The sequence below is a fragment of the Promicromonospora sukumoe genome, from assembly GCF_014137995.1.
In the GTDB taxonomy this organism is placed as follows: domain Bacteria; phylum Actinomycetota; class Actinomycetes; order Actinomycetales; family Cellulomonadaceae; genus Promicromonospora; species Promicromonospora sukumoe.
In genome coordinates this window covers 387,365-406,341 of record NZ_JACGWV010000003.1, presented here as the reverse complement: position 1 = coordinate 406,341, position 18,977 = coordinate 387,365, and the positions used below count along the sequence as shown (strand labels likewise).

General features: G+C 71.7%; 15 protein-coding genes. 3 read left to right on the top strand and 12 right to left on the bottom strand.

Features of this window, described 5'->3' with window-relative positions; translation table 11 throughout:
* Nucleotides 1-81 precede the first annotated feature (81 nt).
* On the top strand, nt 82-1,518 hold the full coding sequence (gene uxaC / locus FHX71_RS25895) for a glucuronate isomerase (protein ID WP_182620377.1): 1,437 nt from the start codon (nt 82-84) through the stop codon (nt 1,516-1,518).
* 284 nt (nt 1,519-1,802) lie between these two features.
* Entirely contained in the window at nt 1,803-3,917 is a 2,115-nt protein-coding gene (locus FHX71_RS25890; RefSeq protein ID WP_182620376.1) for an alpha-glucuronidase, read from the top strand.
* On the opposite strand, the gene FHX71_RS25885 is transcribed toward FHX71_RS25890, so the two are convergent.
* From FHX71_RS25885 to FHX71_RS25845, 9 genes are all read right to left on the bottom strand, one after another.
* Nucleotides 3,911-4,417, bottom strand: a complete 507-nt coding sequence (locus tag FHX71_RS25885) for a pyridoxamine 5'-phosphate oxidase family protein (RefSeq protein WP_182620375.1) — start codon at nt 4,415-4,417, stop codon at nt 3,911-3,913. The genes FHX71_RS25890 and FHX71_RS25885 overlap by 7 nt on opposite strands.
* On the bottom strand, nt 4,402-5,571 hold the full coding sequence (locus tag FHX71_RS25880; RefSeq protein WP_182620374.1) for a serine hydrolase domain-containing protein: 1,170 nt from the start codon (nt 5,569-5,571) through the stop codon (nt 4,402-4,404). The genes FHX71_RS25885 and FHX71_RS25880 overlap by 16 nt, the downstream gene beginning before the upstream one ends.
* A gap of 176 nt (nt 5,572-5,747) precedes the next feature.
* Nucleotides 5,748-6,665: a hypothetical protein gene (locus FHX71_RS25875; RefSeq protein ID WP_182620373.1), complete on the bottom strand. Its 918-nt coding sequence runs from the start codon at nt 6,663-6,665 to the stop codon at nt 5,748-5,750.
* A gap of 76 nt (nt 6,666-6,741) precedes the next feature.
* Nucleotides 6,742-7,488: a DUF624 domain-containing protein gene (locus FHX71_RS25870; RefSeq protein ID WP_312877222.1), complete on the bottom strand. Its 747-nt coding sequence runs from the start codon at nt 7,486-7,488 to the stop codon at nt 6,742-6,744.
* Nucleotides 7,485-9,548: a beta-galactosidase gene (locus FHX71_RS25865; RefSeq protein ID WP_182620372.1), complete on the bottom strand. Its 2,064-nt coding sequence runs from the start codon at nt 9,546-9,548 to the stop codon at nt 7,485-7,487. Before FHX71_RS25865 ends, FHX71_RS25870 begins: the two co-directional genes overlap by 4 nt.
* A complete protein-coding gene (locus FHX71_RS25860) occupies nt 9,545-11,170 on the bottom strand; it encodes a GH39 family glycosyl hydrolase (RefSeq protein WP_312877221.1) in 1,626 nt (541 codons plus the stop codon). The genes FHX71_RS25865 and FHX71_RS25860 overlap by 4 nt, the downstream gene beginning before the upstream one ends.
* An 83-nt stretch (nt 11,171-11,253) precedes the next feature.
* The gene (locus FHX71_RS25855) at nt 11,254-12,894 is read right to left on the bottom strand and encodes an ABC transporter substrate-binding protein (protein ID WP_246403554.1); all 1,641 of its coding nucleotides are present in this window, start codon (nt 12,892-12,894) and stop codon (nt 11,254-11,256) included.
* Nucleotides 12,895-12,960: 66 nt separating this feature from the next.
* Entirely contained in the window at nt 12,961-13,911 is a 951-nt protein-coding gene (locus FHX71_RS25850) for a carbohydrate ABC transporter permease (protein ID WP_312877220.1), read from the bottom strand.
* Nucleotides 13,905-14,846: an ABC transporter permease gene (locus FHX71_RS25845; RefSeq protein WP_182620370.1), complete on the bottom strand. Its 942-nt coding sequence runs from the start codon at nt 14,844-14,846 to the stop codon at nt 13,905-13,907. Before FHX71_RS25845 ends, FHX71_RS25850 begins: the two co-directional genes overlap by 7 nt.
* A 189-nt stretch (nt 14,847-15,035) precedes the next feature.
* On the opposite strand from FHX71_RS25845, the gene FHX71_RS25840 reads away from it, so the two are divergent.
* Nucleotides 15,036-16,052, top strand: a complete 1,017-nt coding sequence (locus tag FHX71_RS25840) for a LacI family DNA-binding transcriptional regulator (RefSeq protein ID WP_182620369.1) — start codon at nt 15,036-15,038, stop codon at nt 16,050-16,052.
* A 9-nt stretch (nt 16,053-16,061) separates the two neighbouring features.
* On the opposite strand, the gene FHX71_RS25835 is transcribed toward FHX71_RS25840, so the two are convergent.
* The 3 genes from FHX71_RS25835 to eda all read right to left on the bottom strand — a co-directional run bounded on the left by FHX71_RS25835 (nt 16,062) and on the right by eda (nt 18,919).
* Complete coding sequence (locus FHX71_RS25835) at nt 16,062-17,054, bottom strand: NAD-dependent epimerase/dehydratase family protein (protein ID WP_182620368.1); 993 nt, start codon at nt 17,052-17,054, stop codon at nt 16,062-16,064.
* Nucleotides 17,055-17,159: 105 nt separating this feature from the next.
* Nucleotides 17,160-18,260, bottom strand: coding sequence for a sugar kinase (locus FHX71_RS25830; RefSeq protein ID WP_182620367.1), 1,101 nt, complete (start codon nt 18,258-18,260; stop codon nt 17,160-17,162).
* A complete protein-coding gene (gene eda / locus FHX71_RS25825; protein ID WP_182620366.1) occupies nt 18,257-18,919 on the bottom strand; it encodes a bifunctional 4-hydroxy-2-oxoglutarate aldolase/2-dehydro-3-deoxy-phosphogluconate aldolase in 663 nt (220 codons plus the stop codon). Before eda ends, FHX71_RS25830 begins: the two co-directional genes overlap by 4 nt.
* Between the last annotated feature and the right edge of the window lie 58 nt (nt 18,920-18,977).

Genomic DNA, 18,977 nt, shown 5'->3' with positions numbered 1-18,977 from the left:
CACGTTCGTATCGATGCACGGCAGTGCCTACGATGCGGAAGCGCTTACCCGAACCGGCAACGTTGCCCTCAGGAGGACACTGTGACCGACACCTGGACGCTGCACCCCGACCGGGCCCTGCCCGCCGACCCCGTGACGCGGCCGATCGCCCGCGAGATCTACGCGGCGGTCCAGGACCTCCCGATCGTGTCGATGCACGGCCACGTCGACGTCGACGCCTTCGCGGACGACGAGCCGTTCCCCGACCCCGCCCAGCTCCTCGTGGTCCCCGACCACTACCTGACGCGGATGCTCGTCTCGCAGGGCGCGAACCTCCCGGAGCTGGGGGTCGGACCCGCCGGGGCGCCGGGCTTCGAGGCCGACCCGCGCGAGATCTTCCGGCGGTTCTGCGCGGGCTGGAAGCACTTCCGCGGCACGCCCACGCGGTACTGGACGGAGCACGAGCTCGTCGAGATCTTCGGCGTCACGGTGCGCCCGTCGGCCGAGACGGCCGACCAGGTCTACGACCAGATCGCGGAGCGGCTGGCCGAGCCGGACTTCCGCCCCCGCGCGCTGCTGGACCGGTTCAACATCGAGGTCATCGCCACCACCGACCCGGCCTGGAGCCCGCTCGACGCGCACTCCCGGCTGGCCGCCGAGCTGCCCGGCCGGGTGCTGCCGACCTTCCGGCCCGACCCGCTGCTGCACCCCGCCCGGGCGACCTGGCGGGGCGACCTGGAGCGGCTCGCGACGGCGTCCGGCATCGCCACCGACACCTACGACGGCTACCTGGCGGCGCTCCGCGAGCGCCGCGCCGCGTTCGTCGCGGCGGGCGGCCTGGCCACGGACCACGGCCACTTCAGCGCGGACACCACCCCGCTGCCCGACGACGTGGCCCGCACCCTGTTCGAGAAGGCGTTCGCGGCCGAGCCGGACACGGGCGGCGCGGTGCTGTCCGCCGCCGAGGAGGCGGCGTTCTCGGCGCACATGCTGTTCCAGATGGCCGCGATGTCGGCCGAGGACGGCCTGGTCATGCAGTTCCACCCCGGCGTGCTGCGCGACCACGACCCCGCCGTCGCCGCGGCGTTCGGCCCCGACAAGGGCTACGACATCCCCGTGGCCGTCGACTTCGCGCAGGGCCTGCGCCCGGTGCTGGAGGCGTTCGGCAACTCGCAGAGCTTCCGGATGATCGCGTTCACCATCGACGAGGACGTGTACTCGCGCGAGCTCGCGCCGCTGGCCGGCGTGTACCCGGCGCTGCGGCTGGGCGCGCCCTGGTGGTTCCTGGACGCGCCTGACGCGATGGCCCGGTTCCGCGAGGCCGCGACGGAGACGGCAGGGTTCTCGAACATGTCGGGCTTCGTGGACGACACCCGCGCGTTCTGCTCGATCCCCGCGCGGCACGACCTGGCCCGCCGGGTAGACGCCGGCTACCTCGCCCGGCTGGTCGCGGAGCACCGCCTCGACCTGGACGAGGCCGTGGAGACCGCCGCCGACCTGGCCTACCACCTGCCGAAGCAGGCGTACGCGGCCCGCTGAGGACAGCGGGGCGGGGCCGGTCCCGTCGGGCGCCGGCCCGGCCGCCGTCGTCCCCGGGCCCGGCCCGGCGCCGTCGTCGCCCTCCCCTTCGAAACCTAAGTTTCTCCCTTTTGAGGCGCCCCAAAGCGAAGAAACCTAGGCTTCGAAGTGGAGTGGTGATCACCCAGATTTCACGGGCCGGGTGGACCTGAGCCCTGGGGTGGACCGGGCGCCGCCGCTGAGGCAGAGTTCCCGTAGAGCCCCACATATCCGCATATCAACCGCAAGACGGATGGGACACCCCCGTGACCGTTGACTCCCGCCCCCTCACGGAGCACACCGCCCACTCGGCCTGGCTGCACGACGACGCGTTCGCCGCGCTCGGCAGCCGCCGGGTCGTCGTGGCCGGCGACGGCGCGCTGACCGGCACCGTCGCCGAGGAGGTCGCCGCGGCGACCGCCCGGTTCGGCGGCGCGTTCTCGCGCCTGGAGGTGGGCGACGGCGTGTCCGACGCCGAGCTGGTCCTGACCCTGTCGCCACCGCTGGTCGAGCCTGTCGAGACGCCGATGGTCTCGACAGGCTCGACCGGCGAGGGGACCGACGAGAGCTTCCGGCTCACCCGCGAGGCGGGCGCCGTCGTCGTGCAGGCGGCGTCGGACGCCGGGCTGCTGCACGGACTGTTCCACGTGGTGCGCCTGGGCGAGGCCGCGTTCGACGGGCCCGACGCCGACGAGACCCACGCGCCCGCGACCGACCTGCGCATGCTCGACCACTGGGACAACGTGGACGTGCACCCCGTGATGGGGCAGGTCGAGCGGGGCTACTCCGGCGGCTCGATCTTCTACGACCACGGCTACGTGCACGCCGACCTGTCCCGGGTCGAGCGGTACGCGCGGCTGCTGGCCGCCGTCGGGATCAACCGCGTGGCGATCAACAACGTCAACGTGCACACGCGCGAGGCGCGGCTGCTGACCGAGGACCTGGGCGACGTCGTGCGGGTCGCCGCCGTCTTCCGGCGCTGGGGCATCCGGGTGCACCTGTCCGTGTCGTTCGCCTCGCCCATCACGCTGGGCGGGCTCGACACGTCGGACCCGCTGGACCAGGACGTCGCGCACTGGTGGGTGCGCGCCGCGGCGCGCGTCTGGGACGCCATCCCGGACTTCGGCGGCTTCGTCGTCAAGGCGGACTCCGAGGGACAGCCCGGCCCGTTCGCCTACGGCCGCACCCACGCCGACGGCGCGAACATGCTGGCCGCGGCCGTCGAGCCCTACGACGGGCTGATCCACTGGCGGGCGTTCGTCTACGACCACAAGCAGGACTGGCGCGACCGGTCGACCGACCGGGCCCGCGCCGCGTACGACCACTTCCACCCGCTGGACGGGGCCTTCTCGGACAACGTGGTGCTCCAGGTCAAGTACGGCCCGCTGGACTTCCAGGTCCGCGAGCCCCTGTCCCCCGTGCTGGCCGCGATGCCGCACACCCGCGTGGCCCTGGAGCTGCAGGTCACCCAGGAGTACACCGGCCAGCAGCAGCACGCCGTGTACCTGGGGCCGCAGTGGAGCCAGATCCTCCGGTTCCGGTTCTGGGACGCGTCCGGCGGCGAGGGCGGCTCGCCCACCGTCGCCGACCTCGCGACCGGCCGGGGCAAGGCCGTCGAGGACCCCGGCACCGGCACCTGGCGCAAGCCCGCCGGCGGGTTCGCGGCCGTGTCCAACGTGGGCGACGACGAGTTCTGGACCGGGCACCCGTTCGCCCAGGCCAACCTCTACGCCTACGGGCGGCTGTGCTGGGACCCGGCGCTCGACCCGGGCGCCCTGCTCGACGAGTGGGCGGCGCTGACCTTCCCGGGCACGCCGTCCGCCGTCCGCGACGCGCTGCACACGGTGCTGGACCGGTCGTGGGAGACGTACGAGCAGTACACGTCGCCGCTCGGCGTCGGCTTCATGGTGCGCCCCGGCCACCACTACGGGCCCGACGTCGACGGCTACGAGTACACCCCGTGGGGCACCTACCACTTCGCCGACCGCGACGGCATCGGCGTGGACCGTACCGTGCGCACCGGCACCGGCTACGCGGGCCAGTACCCGGCCCCGTGGTCGGCGGTGTACGAGTCGCCGTCGACGTGCCCCGACGAGCTGCTGCTCTTCTTCCACCACGTGCCGTACACGCACGTGCTGCAGAGCGGCAGCACCGTGGTGCAGCACATTTACGACAGCCACTTCGACGGCGTGGCCCGGGTCGAGGCGATGATCGGCGCCTGGTCGGAGGTCTCGACGCTCGTGGACCCGCACGTCTCCGAGCGGGTCTCGGAGCGGCTCGCCGAGCAGCTCCGGAGCGCGACCGAGTGGCGCGACCAGGTGAACACCTACTTCTTCCGCAAGTCCGGCATCCCGGACGAGCGGGGGCGCAGGATCTACTGAGGCACGTACGACGTCTGGCTGTACGTGCCCTTGCCGAAGGCCAGCACCTTCGTCGGCTGCACCGCGAACACCAGCGCGGTCCCGCCGATGTCGTTGGCGAAGGCCCCGTCGCCCACCTCGTACTGCCACTGCCCGGTCCACTTGTCGCGCCACGCGGCGGCGAGCAGCTCCAGGGTCCGCTGGTCGGTGACGCGCCGGGCCGGGCCCTCGACCATGACGTCGAGCCCCTTGTTCCAGGTGCTGTCGCCGGTGGTCAGGACGACGTTCGGGTTGGCCTCCAGGTTGACCGCCTTCTGCTCCTCGGGGCCCGTGGTGAAGTGCAGCGCCCCCTCGTGCCAGACGGCGACCAGCGGCGTGACGTGCGGGCGGCCGTCGGCGCGCACGGTGGTCAGCCAGGAGAGCTGGGCGTTCTCGAGCACGCCCTGCGCCTCTTCCCACGCCGTGGGCTGCACGTTGGGGTCGCTGAATCGTGCGTCGAGCTCGGTCACTGGGTTGTCCATGAGTCTTCTCCTCGGGACGACGTCGGAAAAAGATCTGCGACGAGCCGGTCGATCTCGCCGGCGGTGCTCAGGTCCGGGCCGAACCGGTTCCGCAGCACGGCCACCGCGACGCGGGAGTCGATGTCGGCCCACATCCCGGACCCGTTCGCGCCGAACATACCGAAGGCCGACCCCGGGCGGGAGGGGTCCGGGCCAGGTCGGGAGGGGGCGAACCCGAGGGCCCACCGCACCGACGGCAGTCCCATCACCTCGTCCGGCCCCTCGTAGGCGGGCCGGGCCAGCTCCGTCAGGCGCTCGGGCGACACGAGGGCGGCGCCGTCGTACCCCAGCAGGCCCGCGTACACGCGCGCCGCGCCGCGCGCCGACATCGTGCCCCCGGAGGGGATGTCGCTCGTGAGCACGTCGCGCCGGTTGGCGAAGGCGGCGTCCGGCCGGATGCCCGGCGGCAGGGCCCGGTCGGCGGGCGAGCCGGTCTCGGGGGCCGACGGCGGACCTGGCGCCGGGACCTGGGGCGCGACCCGGTCGAGCTGCGCCGCCGGGACGCCGAAGTGGACATCGTCCTCGACGCCGAGCGGGCCCGTCACGGCCTCCCGGAGCCACCACGACAGCGTGTGCCCCGTTGCCCGCCGCACCGTCTCGCCGAGCAGGAAGCCAAACGTCTGGGCGTGGTACCCGAACCCGGTGCCCGGCTCCCACCAGGGCTCCGCGTCGGCGAGCGACCGGCACATGCCGTCCCAGTCGCACAGGTCCCCGACCGTCGTCGTGTACGGCGGGGCCGGCACGCCCACCGAGTGCAGCAGCACGTGCCGCAGGGTGGCGCCGCCCTTGCCGTGCGCGGCGAACTCGGGCCAGACGTCGGCGATCCGCAGGTCGTACGCCAGCTCGCCGCGCTCCACCAGCACGTGCGCGACGGCGGAGGCCACGCCCTTGGCCGCTGACGCCGCGAACAGCAGGGAGTCGGGTGTGACGGCCGCCGTCGGCTCACGGACGGCCGGGCCCCGTGGGCCACGGGCCGGGCCGCCCGCGACGTCGGCGACGAGCTCGCCCTCATGGATGACGGCGACCTGCACGCCGAGCCCCGGATCGTCGGCCACGAACCGGTCGACGGCCTCCTGGACAAGAGCCTGCGCGGCACGTGCGGCGTCGTCACCCATGCCAGGTCCGACCGGCCGGGCGAAGAAAAGTAATCGGCGCAACCCGCTCGGCTAGGTCGCCGGGGCAACACTGCGCGCTGGGGGTGTGTTGCCGTGAGTAGACAATGTCTACTCACGGCAACACACGCCCGGCGGAACAGTTCTCCCTCCGGCGACGCGCCGGCCACGGGTGAGCCCTAAGGTGTGTCGCCCGCGACCCTGAGGTCGTCCACGCGCGCGCGGGCCGGCAGGCCGATCTCCCAGAACTGGATGGTCTGCAGCACCCAGAAGAGCGCGAAGACCAGCATCAGCACGGCCTCGACCACGAACAGCGTCTGCGGGAAGAAGTCGGGGGCGAACCGGTCGAGCACCGCCATGGTCGCCAGGCCCGCCACGAGCACCACGGCCATTACCACGGCGATCCACCGGTACCAGACCCGGAACGCCGCGGCCGACATGCCGCGCAGCCGTTCGAGCGACTGGGCCGTGACGGCGTCGTCCGACCCGTTGATCCACGCGACGGCGACGAGGCAGACGAACAGCAGCACGGCCGCGGCGTAGTGCGCCGCCGTCAGGAAGCCGCCTGGCCAGACGAGCAGCCAGACGCCGGTCGCGGCCCAGGCCAGCCACGTGAGCCACAGGTCCCAGCCGTGGCGGTTCGCCAGGTCGCGGCGCCTCGGCCAGGTCGCGAGCACCAGCACCAGGCCGCCGACCAGCAGCAGCGTGCCGATGTTGTTGCCGACTCGCTCGGGCACGTCCACGCAGTACGGCTCGGCGGTGCACATGTCGGCGTCGAGCGGGGTGGGTACCAGCGCGACGAGGACGGCGAACATGCCCGCGAAGTTGAGCAGCACCTCCTCGGCGCCGTGCCGCCCCTTGATCGCGATCAGGCAGGTGCCGATGGCCACCAGCGTGCCCACGAACACGCTCTGCACCGGCGAGTAGAAGTAGGCGCTGATCGACGCGTGCCACCACTCCTCGCCCGACGCCAGCCGCCCGTGGTCGGCGACGATCTGCATCGCCAGCGACACGAACAGCACCAGCACGACGGCCACGATCGCCACGCGCAGATACCGATACGTCAGCCGTCCCGGGTCCCCCTGCTTGATCACCATGCATGCACTGTGACGCACCTACCCAGATCGGACAATCTCACCCGGCCATTTGTGTCGCCGCGAGTTGCAGGCCGGCTCAGGCCGCGTCCGTGAAGCGCGCCTCGACGTCGGCCAGGACGGGCCCCGCGTTGCGCAGCACCAGGGCCAGCCAGACCACCGCGACCAGGGCGAACACCGCCTCCGTGGTCAGCACCACGATGCCGCCCGCCAGCACCAGCAGCGAGAGGCTGCCGAGCGTCACGAGCGGCTTCGCGCCCAGGTAGTGCGCCGCGAGCCGCACCACGTCCCGGGTCCGGAACCCGAAGAACGACACGACGAGCAGCGCGTTCACCGTCCACAGGGCCAGCCCCGCGCCGACGACGACGAGCACGCCCGCGTACCAGCCGGGCACACCGCCCGCGCCGACGTTCGCCAGCCCCAGCACCACGACGACGCCCGCGGCGAGCGCGGGCACCCACACCTTGAGGGCGTCCTTCCAGTTCAGGCGGTACCCGCGCCAGAACGACGCCGCCGGGGTCAGCCCCTCGGCCCGGGTACGGTCCCGGAGCGCGAACAGCCCCGCCGAGACCGCGGGCCCCACGGGCAGCAGGCACAGGGCGAAGAGCACGGCGTTGCCCGGCGTCCGCTCCAGCAGGAGCGAGGCCAGCGCACCAGGCAGGACGGCGACGACGAGCAGCAGCTCGACGACCAGGTGCCAGTACACGAGCGCCGTCGCGCGCCCGAGCACGCCCTCCCCGAACTCGCGCCGCTCGCCATCGCCCACCCGGTCGTTGCCCAGCTCCTCGCGCCCCGACCCGGTGCGCCCCGGCCCGCCGGTGCTCACGCCGGCTCCCCGGACGGGTCCTCGCGCAGCAGGACGACGTCGGTCGGTTCGAGCCGCAGCGTCTCCCCCTGCCGCACGGCCCGGCCGGTCAGCAGGTCGACGCCGGACGCGTGCGCCGCGACCTCGACCGGCCCGGTCGCGTGCGACAGCACGAACGCGAACCGCACGCCGTCCTTCGACCGCACGGCGAGTTCGACGTCGGGCGCGTCGGCGTACGGGCCCACGAGCCCGTGCCGGCCGAGCACGCGGCGCACGACCCACTCGACCCCGGCGTCGTCCAGCCCGGTCCCGACGTACCAGGCCTCGCCGCCGTCGTCCCCGCCGGGCCGGTGCCGCGTCACCGCGGGCGTGCCCGCGTAGAACTCGGTGCCATAGGTGCCGATCACGTCGGCGCCCTCGGGCACGAGCACCTCGAACACGAGCTGTGCGGCCGAGACCACCTCGTCGGCCCCGTCGGCCCCGTCGGAGAGCGTCACCGGGTTGGAGACCCCCGGCTCCGCCGAGTCCGTCTCCTCGACCCGCACGCCGAACAGCGGCCCCAGCGGCCCGGGCGCGTCCATGAGGAACGCGTTGACGTCCTCGTCCGCGCGGCCCGACCAGAACGACGCGAGCACGGAGCCGCCGCGCTCGGTCACGGCCGCGAGCCGGTCGGCGACGTCGCCCTTGAGCACGTGCAGCATCGGCGCGAGCACCACGTCGTACGGCGTCAAGTCCGCCGTCGTCGGCACGACGTCGACCTGCGCGCCCGCCTGCCACAGCGCGCGGTAGTACGCCAGCACGGTGTCGACGTACTTGGCGTGCCGGTTGAAGCCGTCCGTCATCTCGGCGGCCCACCAGGAGTCCCAGTCGAAGAGCAGCGCGACGCGGGCCGGCGTCCGCGCGCCGGTCACGGCGTCCCCCAGCCCGGCCAGCTCCGTGCCCAGCGCCGCGACCTCGCGGAACGCGCGCGTGTCCGTGCGCCCGGCGTGGTCCAGGACGGCGCCGTGGTACTTCTCGCTCGCCCCCTTCGCCTGCCGCATCTGGAAGTAGAGGACGGCGTCCGCGCCGTGCGCCACGGCCTGCCACGACCACAGCCGGAGCACACCCGGCCGCTTCACCGGGTTCACGTCGCGCGAGGCCGTGATGGTCGGCGTCTGCTCCATGACCCAGAAGGGCGCGCCGTCCTTGAGGCCCCGCATGACGTCGTGCGCGAGCGCCATCCGCGCGTGCTCGCGCGGGCCGGGCGGGTAGTTGTCCCAGGAGGCGAAGTCGAGGTCCGCGGCCCAGCGGTGGTAGTCGATCGGCCGGAACATGCCCATGAAGTTGGTCGTGACGGGCGTGGTCGCGTCGTGCTCGCGGATGCGGGCCTTCTCGTCGCGGTAGTTCGCCAGCATCGCGTCCGACATGAACCGCCGGTAGTCGAGCGTGATGCCCTGGAACGCGGTGTGGTCGGGACCGCGCCAGTGCTCGCTGAGCATGTTCGGCGGCACGATCTGCGCCCAGTCGCTGAAGGTGTGCGACCAGAACGTCGCGTTCCACGCCTCGTTCAGCCGGTCCAGGGTGCCGTACCGCGCGCGCAGCCAGTCGCGGAAGCCCGTAGCGCACAGGTCGCACCAGCAGCCGCCGTCGAACCCGCCGTACTCGTTGCCGACGTGCCACGCGACCAGGCCGGGCGTGCCGGCGTACCGCTCGGCGATGCGGCCGGCGAGCTCCGCCGACAGCCGCCGATAGACCGGCGAGCTCGGGCAGGCGTTGTGCCGCTGCCCGAACACGTGCCGCCGGCCCTGGAAGTCGGTGCGCTCCACCTCGGGGTGCTGGTGGGCCAGCCACGGCGGCAGCGCGCCGGTCGTGGTGGCCAGCACGATGCCGCGCCCGCCCTCGACCGCGCGCGCGACGATCTCGTCGAGCCGCGCGAAGTCGTAGGTGTCCTCGTCCGGCTGCAGCGTGGCCCAGGAGAAGACGTTGAGCGTGACCGTGTCGATCGACGCCTTGTCGAACGCCGCGTAGTCGTCCTCCCAGACGTGCCGCGGCCACTGCTCGGGGTTGTAGTCGCCGCCGTACAGGATCTTCGAGTCGGTCATGCGTCGTCCTTGTCGCTAGGGGTCCGGCCCAGGATGCGCGAGTCGTCGAGCCAGGGCGGGGTCTCGTCGCGGACCGGGTCCAGGGTCACCAGGGTGACGCCGTGCCGGCCCAGGGTCAGGTCGAGGTCGACCCGTCCGCCGTCCGCCGTCGGGACGACGGGGAGGGAGTACGCGCGCCGGGCGGGTTCGCTCGCCTCGTGCAGGGCGTCGAGCTGCCTGCCCGACGGCGACGCCGGCCGCCCCATCTCGCGCCAGGCGGCCCAGGCGTTGCCGGCGAGCTCGTCGACGTCGTGCCGCATCACGAACACCCGACCACTGCCGCCGCTGGTCGAGCTTGTCGAGACCTGTCGTGAGGTCTCGACAAGCTCGACCAGCGGTGTCCGCTCGACCAGCGGGGTGGCGACGGGGAGGCTGAGGCGGATCTCGTGCCGGTCCGGCTCCGCCGGGTCGTCCGTGCCGCCCACGGGCTGCCAGGCGAGCACCGTCACCTGTCCCGTGCCGGCGTGCCGCGTGACCAGGTGGTCGACACCGCGCGCGAGCACCTCCTGCCCCATCCTCGCCATGAACGCGTACAGGTGGTAGGTCGGCTTGCGCACCTGGCGGTGGGCCAGCATGCCGAACCCGCCGTGGAAGAACGACGCCGGCACCCCCTCCTCCTCGAAGACGTCGCTGAACGTCCAGTAGGAGAAGGAGTCGGCGTGCTCGCCGCCGCCCGCGAGCACGGGTGCGAGGCAGGCGGCGTTCCAGGCCGTGTCGTGCACGGGGTTGTCGGGCCGGTAGCTCGTGTTGAACTCGGTGACGTGCAGCGGTCGGCCCGCGAGCGCCGTCCCGGCGAGGATCTTGCCGGGGCGCGCGAACTGGTCGAGCAGGTGCTGCGGGCCGCGCAGGGTCTGGTAGACGCCGAACGGCACGTGCTGCGACGGGCCGGAGCTGTAGGCGTGCACGGACAGGAAGTCGGCGGGCAGGTCGCGCCGGGTGACGAACTCGGCGAAGGGCTCCCACCAGTCGTCGGCGCCCGGCGAGATGGCGGGACCGCCCACCTGGAGCGACGCGTCGACGTCCTTCACGGCGAGCACCGAGGTCTCGTAGAGGCGGAAGTACGCCTCCTGGTCGGCGCCGGCCCAGAAGTGCGTGAGGTTGGGCTCGTTCCAGACCTCGACGGGCCAGGTGCGCACCTCGTCGATGCCGTACCGGTCGACGAGGTGCCGCAGCAGGGCCCGCACGAGGTCCGCCCACTCGGCGTGGTCGCGCGGGGGCGTGACGTTGCCCTGCCACCAGAACACCGTCTGGTCCCCGGAGGCGAGGGCCTGGGGCATGAACCCGAGCTCGAGGAAGGGCTTGACGCCGAGCCGCAGGTAGGTGTCGACCACCTGGTCCACGTAGGTGAAGGCGTAGGCGGTACCCCGGTGACCTGCGGCGTCGTACGTGCGGTGCACGGCGACGTCGTCGTGCAGGATGCCGTGGCCCCGGGCGTGCCGGACGCCGATCTCCCGCTGTACCAGCGCGAGGGACTCCTGGTAGTCCTGCCGCAGCGCGAGGCTGAACCGCCCCGTGCCGACGCAGGTGCGCCAGGCCTCCCCGAGCACTCCGCTCCCGGAACCCGATACGAAAACCCGCTCCACGAACTCCCCCTCCGGTGTTGAGTGCGGGATTTTCGTCCTCCGAACGGCGTTCGGAGGACGAAAATCCCGCACTCAACGAGTCGTTACTCGGTGACGCCCGCGGCCTGGTTGACCGTGTCGACGTACGTCTGCGAACCGGCGCTCTCCAGCTCCGCCACGTACGCGTCCCACTCGTCGAGCGAGCGGTCGCCCAGGATGAACTGCGACGTCGCCGTCATGACCAGGTCCTGCAGGTTGGTCTGCAGCAGCGAGGACTCCTCGCGCTGCATCTCGTCCATCGCGATGCCGGGGCCGCGCTCCGCGACGTCCTTCTGGTTCATCTCGTCGAGGAAGCCCTGCACCTCGGGCGTCAGCGTCGACTTGACCAGGTCCTCGGTGGACCCGTGGGCCAGCGACCAGACGCCGTTGTAGTAGCCGAAGTCGGTGTTCAGCAGCTTCGGCGCGCCCGGGTTCAGGCCGCTCCAGTCGACGTCGTCGGCCAGGGTGCGCGTGCCGTCGGCGTCCTTGGTGTAGGTCTCGCCCTCGACGCCCCACTTGGCGAACTCGAGGCCCTCGTCGGAGTAGTAGAGCCAGTCGACGAACTGCAGCATCGCCACGAAGTCGTCGCGCTCGGCGGCGCCGGCGGACAGCGCGATGCCGGACTCGAACTGGCCGCCGGTGGTGGCGTCCATGATGTTGCCCGCGGGCCCGGCCGGGACCACGATCTCCTTGAGCTTCGCGTCCTTGTCGCCGGCCTCCTCGAAGCCGGTGCGGTAGCGCGTCATCTCCTGGTCGTTGACGCCGAGGGCGGCGACCTTGCCGGTGGTCAGCTTGGCGATGGCGGGGTCGTCCTCCTGGGTGAGGCCCTCGGGGTCGAGCAGGCCACGGTCCACCAGGTCGGCGAAGTAGGAGACCAGCTCCTTGTAGCCCTCGGACGTGCCCGTGTACTCGTACTCCGAGCCGTTCCAGGTCACGCCGTCGCCGTAGCCCCAGCCCGCCTCGGTGCCGAAGTTGCCGGCCGCCGCCTGCATCGTGGCCTCCAGGGGGCCGTTGATGGACCAGCGCTCGGTGTACGGGTAGTCGAGCTCGGGGTGCTCCTCCTTGATCACCTCGAGCTGGTCGGCGAACTCGTCCCAGGTCGTCGGGTCCTCCAGGCCGGCGTCCTCCCACCAGTCCTCGCGGATCGCGATGGAGTACGACGGCTTGGGGTTCTCGTGCAGGCCGGGCAGCACGTAGAACTTGCCGTCGGCCTGCCGGAGCCTGTCCAGCTCCTCCTGCAGGCCCCACTTCTCGACCTTGTCCTGGAAGTTGGGCAGGTAGTCGAGGTAGTCCGAGATCGGCAGGACGGCGCCGCCCGAGGTGAGCGTCTCGACGTCGGCCGCGTAGGTGGACGGGATCAGGTCGGCGGCGTCGCCGGAGCTGATCAGGAGCGCGCGCTTCTGCTGCCAGTCGGCCAGGGGCACCGACTGGATGTCGAAGGTGACGTTGTGCTGCTCCTCGAACGCCTTGAGGATCGACCAGTCCTTCTGGAGGGGGTAGTTCGGGTGGTCGCGGTACATGAGACCGAACTCGAGCGGCTCGGTCGCCTTGAAGGTGGTCCCGACGCCGTAGTCCTCCATGGCGCCGACCATCTTGGTGGACATGTCGACGGCGGCGCCGTCGTCGTCGCCGGACGAGCACGCGGTGAGCGTGAGTCCGAGGGCGACCGCGGCGGTCGCCGCGGCAGCCTTTCTAGGGGTGATCATCATTGACTTCCTCCGGGGTGTGAACGTCGTCGTCCGACGGCGGATCGGTGCGGTGGTCCGGCGTGCTCAGCCCTTGACGGAGCCGAGCATCACGCCGGACACGAAGTACTTCTGGACGAAGGGGTAGAGGCAGACGATCGGCAGCGCCGTGAGCAGCATCGTCACTGCCTTCACGTTGGCCCCGATCTGGACGGCGACGTCGCTCAGCCCCTCGCCGGTGCCGGTGGCGCCGGCGATGATGTTCCGCAGGAACACCGTGACCGGGTACATCTCCGGGTCGTCCATGTAGAGGAACGCGGGGAACCAGGAGTTCCAGAACCAGACCGCGTAGAAGAGGACCATCGTCGCGAGCACCGCCTTGCTCAGCGGCAGCACCACCCGGAAGAAGATCCCGTAGGTGGTCAGCCCGTCGATGGCGGCCGCCTCCTCGAGCTCCACGGGGAAGTTCTCGAAGAACGACTTCATGACGAGCAGGTTGAAGACGTTGATCGCCTGCGGCACGACGACGGCCCAGATGGTGTTCTTGAACCCGAGCTCGCTGACCAGGATGTAGTTCGGGATGAGGCCGCCGGTGAAGAACATCGTGAAGACCGCGAACCCGATGAGGATCATCCGGCCCTTGAGGTACTTCTTCGACAGCACGTAGGCGAACGTCGTGGTCAGCGCCATGGCGATCGCGGTGCCCACCACCGTGTAGACCACCGTGTTCGCGTAGTTGCGCCAGAACAGGTCCTGCTCCAGCACGGACATGAGCGTCGTCGTGTTGAAGCCGATGGGCCACACGGTGACGTCGCCGCTGCGGATCGCGGCCTCGGAGCTGAACGCACGCGCCGCCAGGTTGAGGAACGGGTAGAGCGTGACGGCGGCGACCAGCACCAGGATCGTCGTGTTGACCCACCGGAACACGGTGTAGCCGGGCGTGTCCTTGACGGTGGTGGTCTCGGGCCGCGGCCGGGTCAGGTCGGGGACGTCGCCGCCGACGGGATCGGTGGTCGGGGCGGGGGCGGTGTTCACCACAGGGAGCTCCCGGTGACTCGGCGCGAGATGGCGTTGGCGGAGAAGACGAGGACCAGGCCGATCACGGCCTCGAACAGGCCGATCGCCGTGGCGTAGCTCAGCTGCCCGGAGGTGAGGCCGACGCGGTAGATGTACGTGGAGATCACGTCCGCCGTCGGCTGGGTCAGCGTGTTGTAGAGCAGGAAGATCTTCTCGAAGCCCACCTGCATGAACTGGCCGATGTTCAGGATGAGCAGCACCATCATCGTGGGGCGGATGCCGGGCAGCGTGACGTGCCACGTCTGCTGCCAGCGGTTGGCGCCGTCGATACGGGCCGCCTCGTAGAGCTGCGCGTCGATGGTGGTCAGCGTGGCGAGGTAGAGGATGGTGCCCCAGCCCACGGTCTGCCAGACCTCGGACGACACGTAGATGGTGCGGAACCAGTCGGCCTGCTGCATGAACGAGATGGGGTCGCCGCCGAACAGCTTGACCAGGCGGTTCACCGTGCCGTCCAGCGACGTCAGCTCGAAGACGAAGCCGGCGACGATCACGACGGACATGAAGTGCGGCAGGTAGCTGACCGTCTGCACGAACCGCTTGAACACCCGCGAGCGGAGCTCGTTGAGCAGGAGCGCCAGGATGATCGGCAGCGGGAACACGATCACGAGCGTCAGCGCGCCGATGATCACCGTGTTCTGGAACGCCTGCCAGAACGCCTGGTCCTGGATGAAGCGCTCGATGTAGTAGAGGCCGACCCACTCCTCGCCGAAGATCGACCCGCCCGGCCGGAACCGGCGGAAGGCGATGACGTTGCCGGCCATGGGCAGGTAGCGGAAGACCAGGAACCAGATGACCGGCAGGAGCGCGAGCGTGTAGAGGCGCCAGTGCTTGCGCAGGGCCAGGCCCCACGTCTCCTTGCCGCGTAGCTCTGTCGCGCCGCGTAGCTCGGTTGCCATCCCCACCTCTTTGTGGAACGTTTTCGAAACTATCGACGACAGTGCCGATAGTTCTTGTCGTGAGGGACAGTAGGGTGAGATCCGGGCGAACGTCAAGGGACGGTCCGCGACCGGCTAGGTCACGATCCCGCCACGGTGTACCTTCGGTTCGAAAGTTCCGACGTCGCGATCGAAAGGTGGGTGGGCAGGATGACCGGCGCGCGCCCGGGACCCACCATCGCGTCGATCGCGAGCGAGCTCGGCCTCTCGGTGCCCACGGTCTCCAAGGTGCTCAACGGCCGGGCCGACGTCGCCGCCGCGACCCGCGACCGCGTCGAGGCCGCCCTCGAGAAGCACCAGTACCGACGACGCCGGCCGGCCACCGTGCCGCCGGACTCGGGCCTGATCGACCTGGTCTTCCACCGGCTCGGTTCCGCGTGGTCCATGGAGATCATCCGGGGCGTGGAGGACGCCGCCGCCGAGCTGCGGACCAGCGTCATCCTGTCCGAGCTGGGCGGCGAGCACCGTCCGCCGGCCCGGTGGCTCGACACCACGGTCGCGCGGCCGCCGCTGGGCGTGCTGCTCGTCGCCGCGAACCTGTCGGAGAGCCAGCACCAGCAGCTCGACCGGCGCGGCATCCCCTACGTGGTGATCGACACCGACGGCGAGCCGCCCGCCGACGTCGCCTCCGTGGGCTCCGACAACTGGAACGGCGGGCTCCAGGCCACGCGACACCTGCTCGCGCTGGGCCACCGCCGCATCGCCATGATCACCGGCCCCTGGAAGATGCTGTGCAGCCGGGCGCGGGTCGACGGGTTCCGGTCCGCGCACGAGGAGGCGGGCGCCGTCGTCGACCCCGCGCTCGTGCGCGAGGGGAACTTCTACGTCGAGGCGGGCTTCGAGCAGGGCCTGGAGCTGCTGTCCCTGCCGGACCGGCCGACGGCGGTGTTCGCGGGCTCCGACATGCAGGCCCTCGGGGTGCTGCGCGCCGCGCACCAGCTCGGCCTGCGCGTCCCCGAGGACGTGTCCGTCGTGGGCTACGACGACCTGCCCCTGGCCTCCTGGGTGGGCCCGCCGCTGACGACGGTGCGGCAGCCGCTCCGCGAGATGGGAGCGGCCGCCACCCAGATCCTGCTCGACATCGCCCGCGGCCGGTCGCCGAAGGTCCGTCGCCTCAACCTCTCGACGGAGCTGGTGGTCCGGGAGTCGACGGCGCCGCCGGCCTGACTCGCGGCGTCAGACCGAGCGGGCGTGTGCCGCGAGACGGTCGAAGGCCGCGTCGATGTCGGCGTCGACCACCTGGGCCTCCGGGTGCGCGTCGAACCAGGACATCTGCTCGACGGCGCCGATGTCGTAGGTGATGGTGGTGCCGAACTCGGGCACGAGGCTGCGCACCTTCGAGTTGTCGAAGACCATCGAGTGCGCCTTGTCGCCCACCAGGCCCGGGCCCATCTCGGGCAGCACGCGGGCGATCGTCTCGGACGCGACGTGCACCAGGTCGGGGCTCCGCACGCCGGCCGCCTCGGCCAGCCAGGTGTAGATCTGGTCCCAGGTGGGCGCGTGCGTGCCGGTGATGTGGAAGGAGTCGCCCACGGCCAGCGGGTTGCCGAGCAGGCCCACGAACCCGACCGCGAAGTCCTCGGTGTGCGTGATCGTCCACAGGGACGTCCCGTCCCCGTGGACGACGACGGGCTTGCCCGCGCGCATGCGGGCGACGTCGGTCCAGCCGCCCGACGTCGGCAGGATGGTGCGGTCGTAGGTGTGCGAGGGACGCACGATGGTGGCCGGGAAGCCGTTGTCCCGGTGCTCGCGCACCAGCAGGTCCTCGCAGGCGATCTTGTCGCGCGAGTACTGCCAGAACGGGTTGCGCAGCGGCGTCGACTCGCGGACGGGCAGCCGCGACGGCGGCGTCTGGTAGGCCGACGCCGAGGAGATGAACACGTACTGCCCGGTACGGTCCGCGAACTGCGCGACGTCGCGCGCCACGTGCTCGGGGCTGAACGCCCGGAACTGGGCGACCACGTCGAACTCCCGGCCGCCGATCGCGGCGGCGACGGCCTCGGCGTCGTTCGCGTCGGCGACGAGCGTCTCGACCTCGGCCGGCACCGGACGGGACGAGGATCTGCCCCGGTTGAGCACCGTCACCCGGTGCCCGAGCCGCGCGGCTCTGGCCACCGAGGCGTGACTGATGATTCCGCTACCACCGATGAACAGGATGCTCTGGGACATGCCACCAATCCTTGCACCGTGCACCCTGTCTGCGCTGGTCGGGGGCGAGATCGGTCCGATCTGCGGACACGTTCACCCCGCCCCCGACCCCGCCCCGACGGCAGGTCAGCGCTGCACGCGCGCGCTGCCCCCGCCGGCCAGCTTGGCGACCTCGGCGAGCGTCGCCATGGTGGTGTCGCCCGGCGTCGTCATCGCGAGTGCGCCGTGCGCGGCGCCGTACTCGACGGCCTCCTGCAGCGAGCTGAGCTCCATGAGCCCGTAGGCCAGGCCGGACGCGAAGGAGTCGCCGCCACCGACGCGGTCGAAGATCTCCAGGTCGGCCCGGTGCGTCGCCTCGGCGAAGCCCTCCTTGCGCGACCAGGCGATGGCGCCCCAGCCGTTGCGCGACGCCGAGCGCACCCCGCGCAGCGTCGTCGCGATCACCTGGAAGTTCGGGTAGGCCTCGGACGCCGTCTCGATCATGGCCCGGAACGCGCCGGTGTCCAGGTCGGTCAGGTTCTCGTCGACTCCCTCGACCTCGAAGCCGAGCGAGGCCGTGAAGTCCTCCTCGTTGCCGATCATCACGTCCACGTGCTCGGCCAGGCGCCGGTTGACCTCGCGCGCCCGCTCCTCGCCGCCGATGCCCTTCCACAGCGAGGGCCGGTAGTTCAGGTCGTAGGACACGATGGTGCCGTGCCGGCGGGCCGCGGACATGGCGGCCTCGGCGACGTCGGCCGACGACTCCGAGAGGGCCGCGAAGATGCCGCCGGTGTGCAGCCAGCGCACGCCGCGGGAGAACAGCGCGTCCCAGTCGACGTCCTCGGGCTTCATCTGCGCGATGGCGGTGTTGCCGCGGTCGCTGACGCCCACCGCGCCGCGCGCGCCGAAGCCGCGCTCGGTGAAGTTGAGGCCGTTGCGCACCGAGCGGCCGATGCCGTCGTAGGGCACCCACTGCACGTACTGCGTGTCGAGGCCGCCCGTGAGCATGAAGTCCTCGACGAGCCGGCCGATCTCGTTGTCGGCGAGCGCGGTGACGATCGCGCCGCGCAGGCCGAAGCAGCGGCGCAGGCCGCGGGCCACGTTGTACTCGCCGCCGCCCTCCCACACGTCGAAGCTGCGGGCGGTGCGCACCCGGCGGTCGCCCGGGTCGAGGCGGAGCATGACCTCGCCGAGCGCGACGACGTCGTAGGCGCTCTCGGCGGCGGGGCGGACGTTCAGCGAGGTCATCGGTTCTTCTCCTGGTCGATCTGGGCGGCGAGCGCGACGGCATCACGGGTGCGGCGGGTGATCTCGTCCCAGTCCCCCGCCGTGACGAGCTTGCGGTCCACCATCCAGGAGCCGCCGACGGCGAGGACCGGGTCCAGGCCGAGGTAGTCGCCGAGGTTGGCGGCGCTGACGCCGCCGGTCGGCACGAACCGCAGGCCCGGGAACGGCGCGGAGAACGCCTTGATCGCGGCGGGCCCGCCCACGACGGACGCGGGGAACAGCTTGACGACGTCGACGCCCAGGTCGAGCGCCGCCATGATCTCGGACGGCGTGGCGACGCCGGGCAGCACGGGGATGCCGTGCTCCTGCGCGCGGCGCACGACGGCGGCCGACAGCCCCGGGGACACGATGTAGCGCGCGCCGGCGTCGACGACGTCGTCGACCTGGGCGACCGTGGTGACGGTGCCGGCGCCGATCACGACGTCGGGCTGGTTCTTGGCGACCGCGCGGATGGCGTCGAGGCCGCCGGCGAGCCGCAGCGTGATCTCGGCGACGGGCAGCCCGCCCGCGACGAGCGCGTCGGCGAGCCGGGCGCCCTCGTCGGCGCCGTCGACCACGACGACCGGCACGAGCCGGTGCGCGGCCAGCGCGTCGAGGACCGGGGTGTCGGGGGATGACATGCGTGCTCCGTTTCGCTATGGTGAACGCCTGTTGTTCACTGCGAAACGCATGCTACGT

Bases quoted from the DNA above. Each gene is read 5' to 3' on its own strand.
- FHX71_RS25885 (WP_182620375.1), bottom strand. From the start codon at position 4,417: ATGGACAACCCAGTGACCGAGCTCGACGCACGATTCAGCGACCCCAAC.
- FHX71_RS25880 (WP_182620374.1), bottom strand. From the start codon at position 5,571: ATGGGTGACGACGCCGCACGTGCCGCGCAGGCTCTTGTCCAGGAGGCC.
- FHX71_RS25875 (WP_182620373.1), bottom strand. From the start codon at position 6,665: ATGGTGATCAAGCAGGGGGACCCGGGACGGCTGACGTATCGGTATCTG.
- FHX71_RS25865 (WP_182620372.1), bottom strand. From the start codon at position 9,548: ATGACCGACTCGAAGATCCTGTACGGCGGCGACTACAACCCCGAGCAG.
- FHX71_RS25855 (WP_246403554.1), bottom strand. From the start codon at position 12,894: ATGATCACCCCTAGAAAGGCTGCCGCGGCGACCGCCGCGGTCGCCCTC.
- FHX71_RS25845 (WP_182620370.1), bottom strand. From the start codon at position 14,846: ATGGCAACCGAGCTACGCGGCGCGACAGAGCTACGCGGCAAGGAGACG.
- FHX71_RS25840 (WP_182620369.1), top strand. From the start codon at position 15,036: ATGACCGGCGCGCGCCCGGGACCCACCATCGCGTCGATCGCGAGCGAG.
- FHX71_RS25835 (WP_182620368.1), bottom strand. From the start codon at position 17,054: ATGTCCCAGAGCATCCTGTTCATCGGTGGTAGCGGAATCATCAGTCAC.
- FHX71_RS25830 (WP_182620367.1), bottom strand. From the start codon at position 18,260: ATGACCTCGCTGAACGTCCGCCCCGCCGCCGAGAGCGCCTACGACGTC.
- eda (WP_182620366.1), bottom strand. From the start codon at position 18,919: ATGTCATCCCCCGACACCCCGGTCCTCGACGCGCTGGCCGCGCACCGG.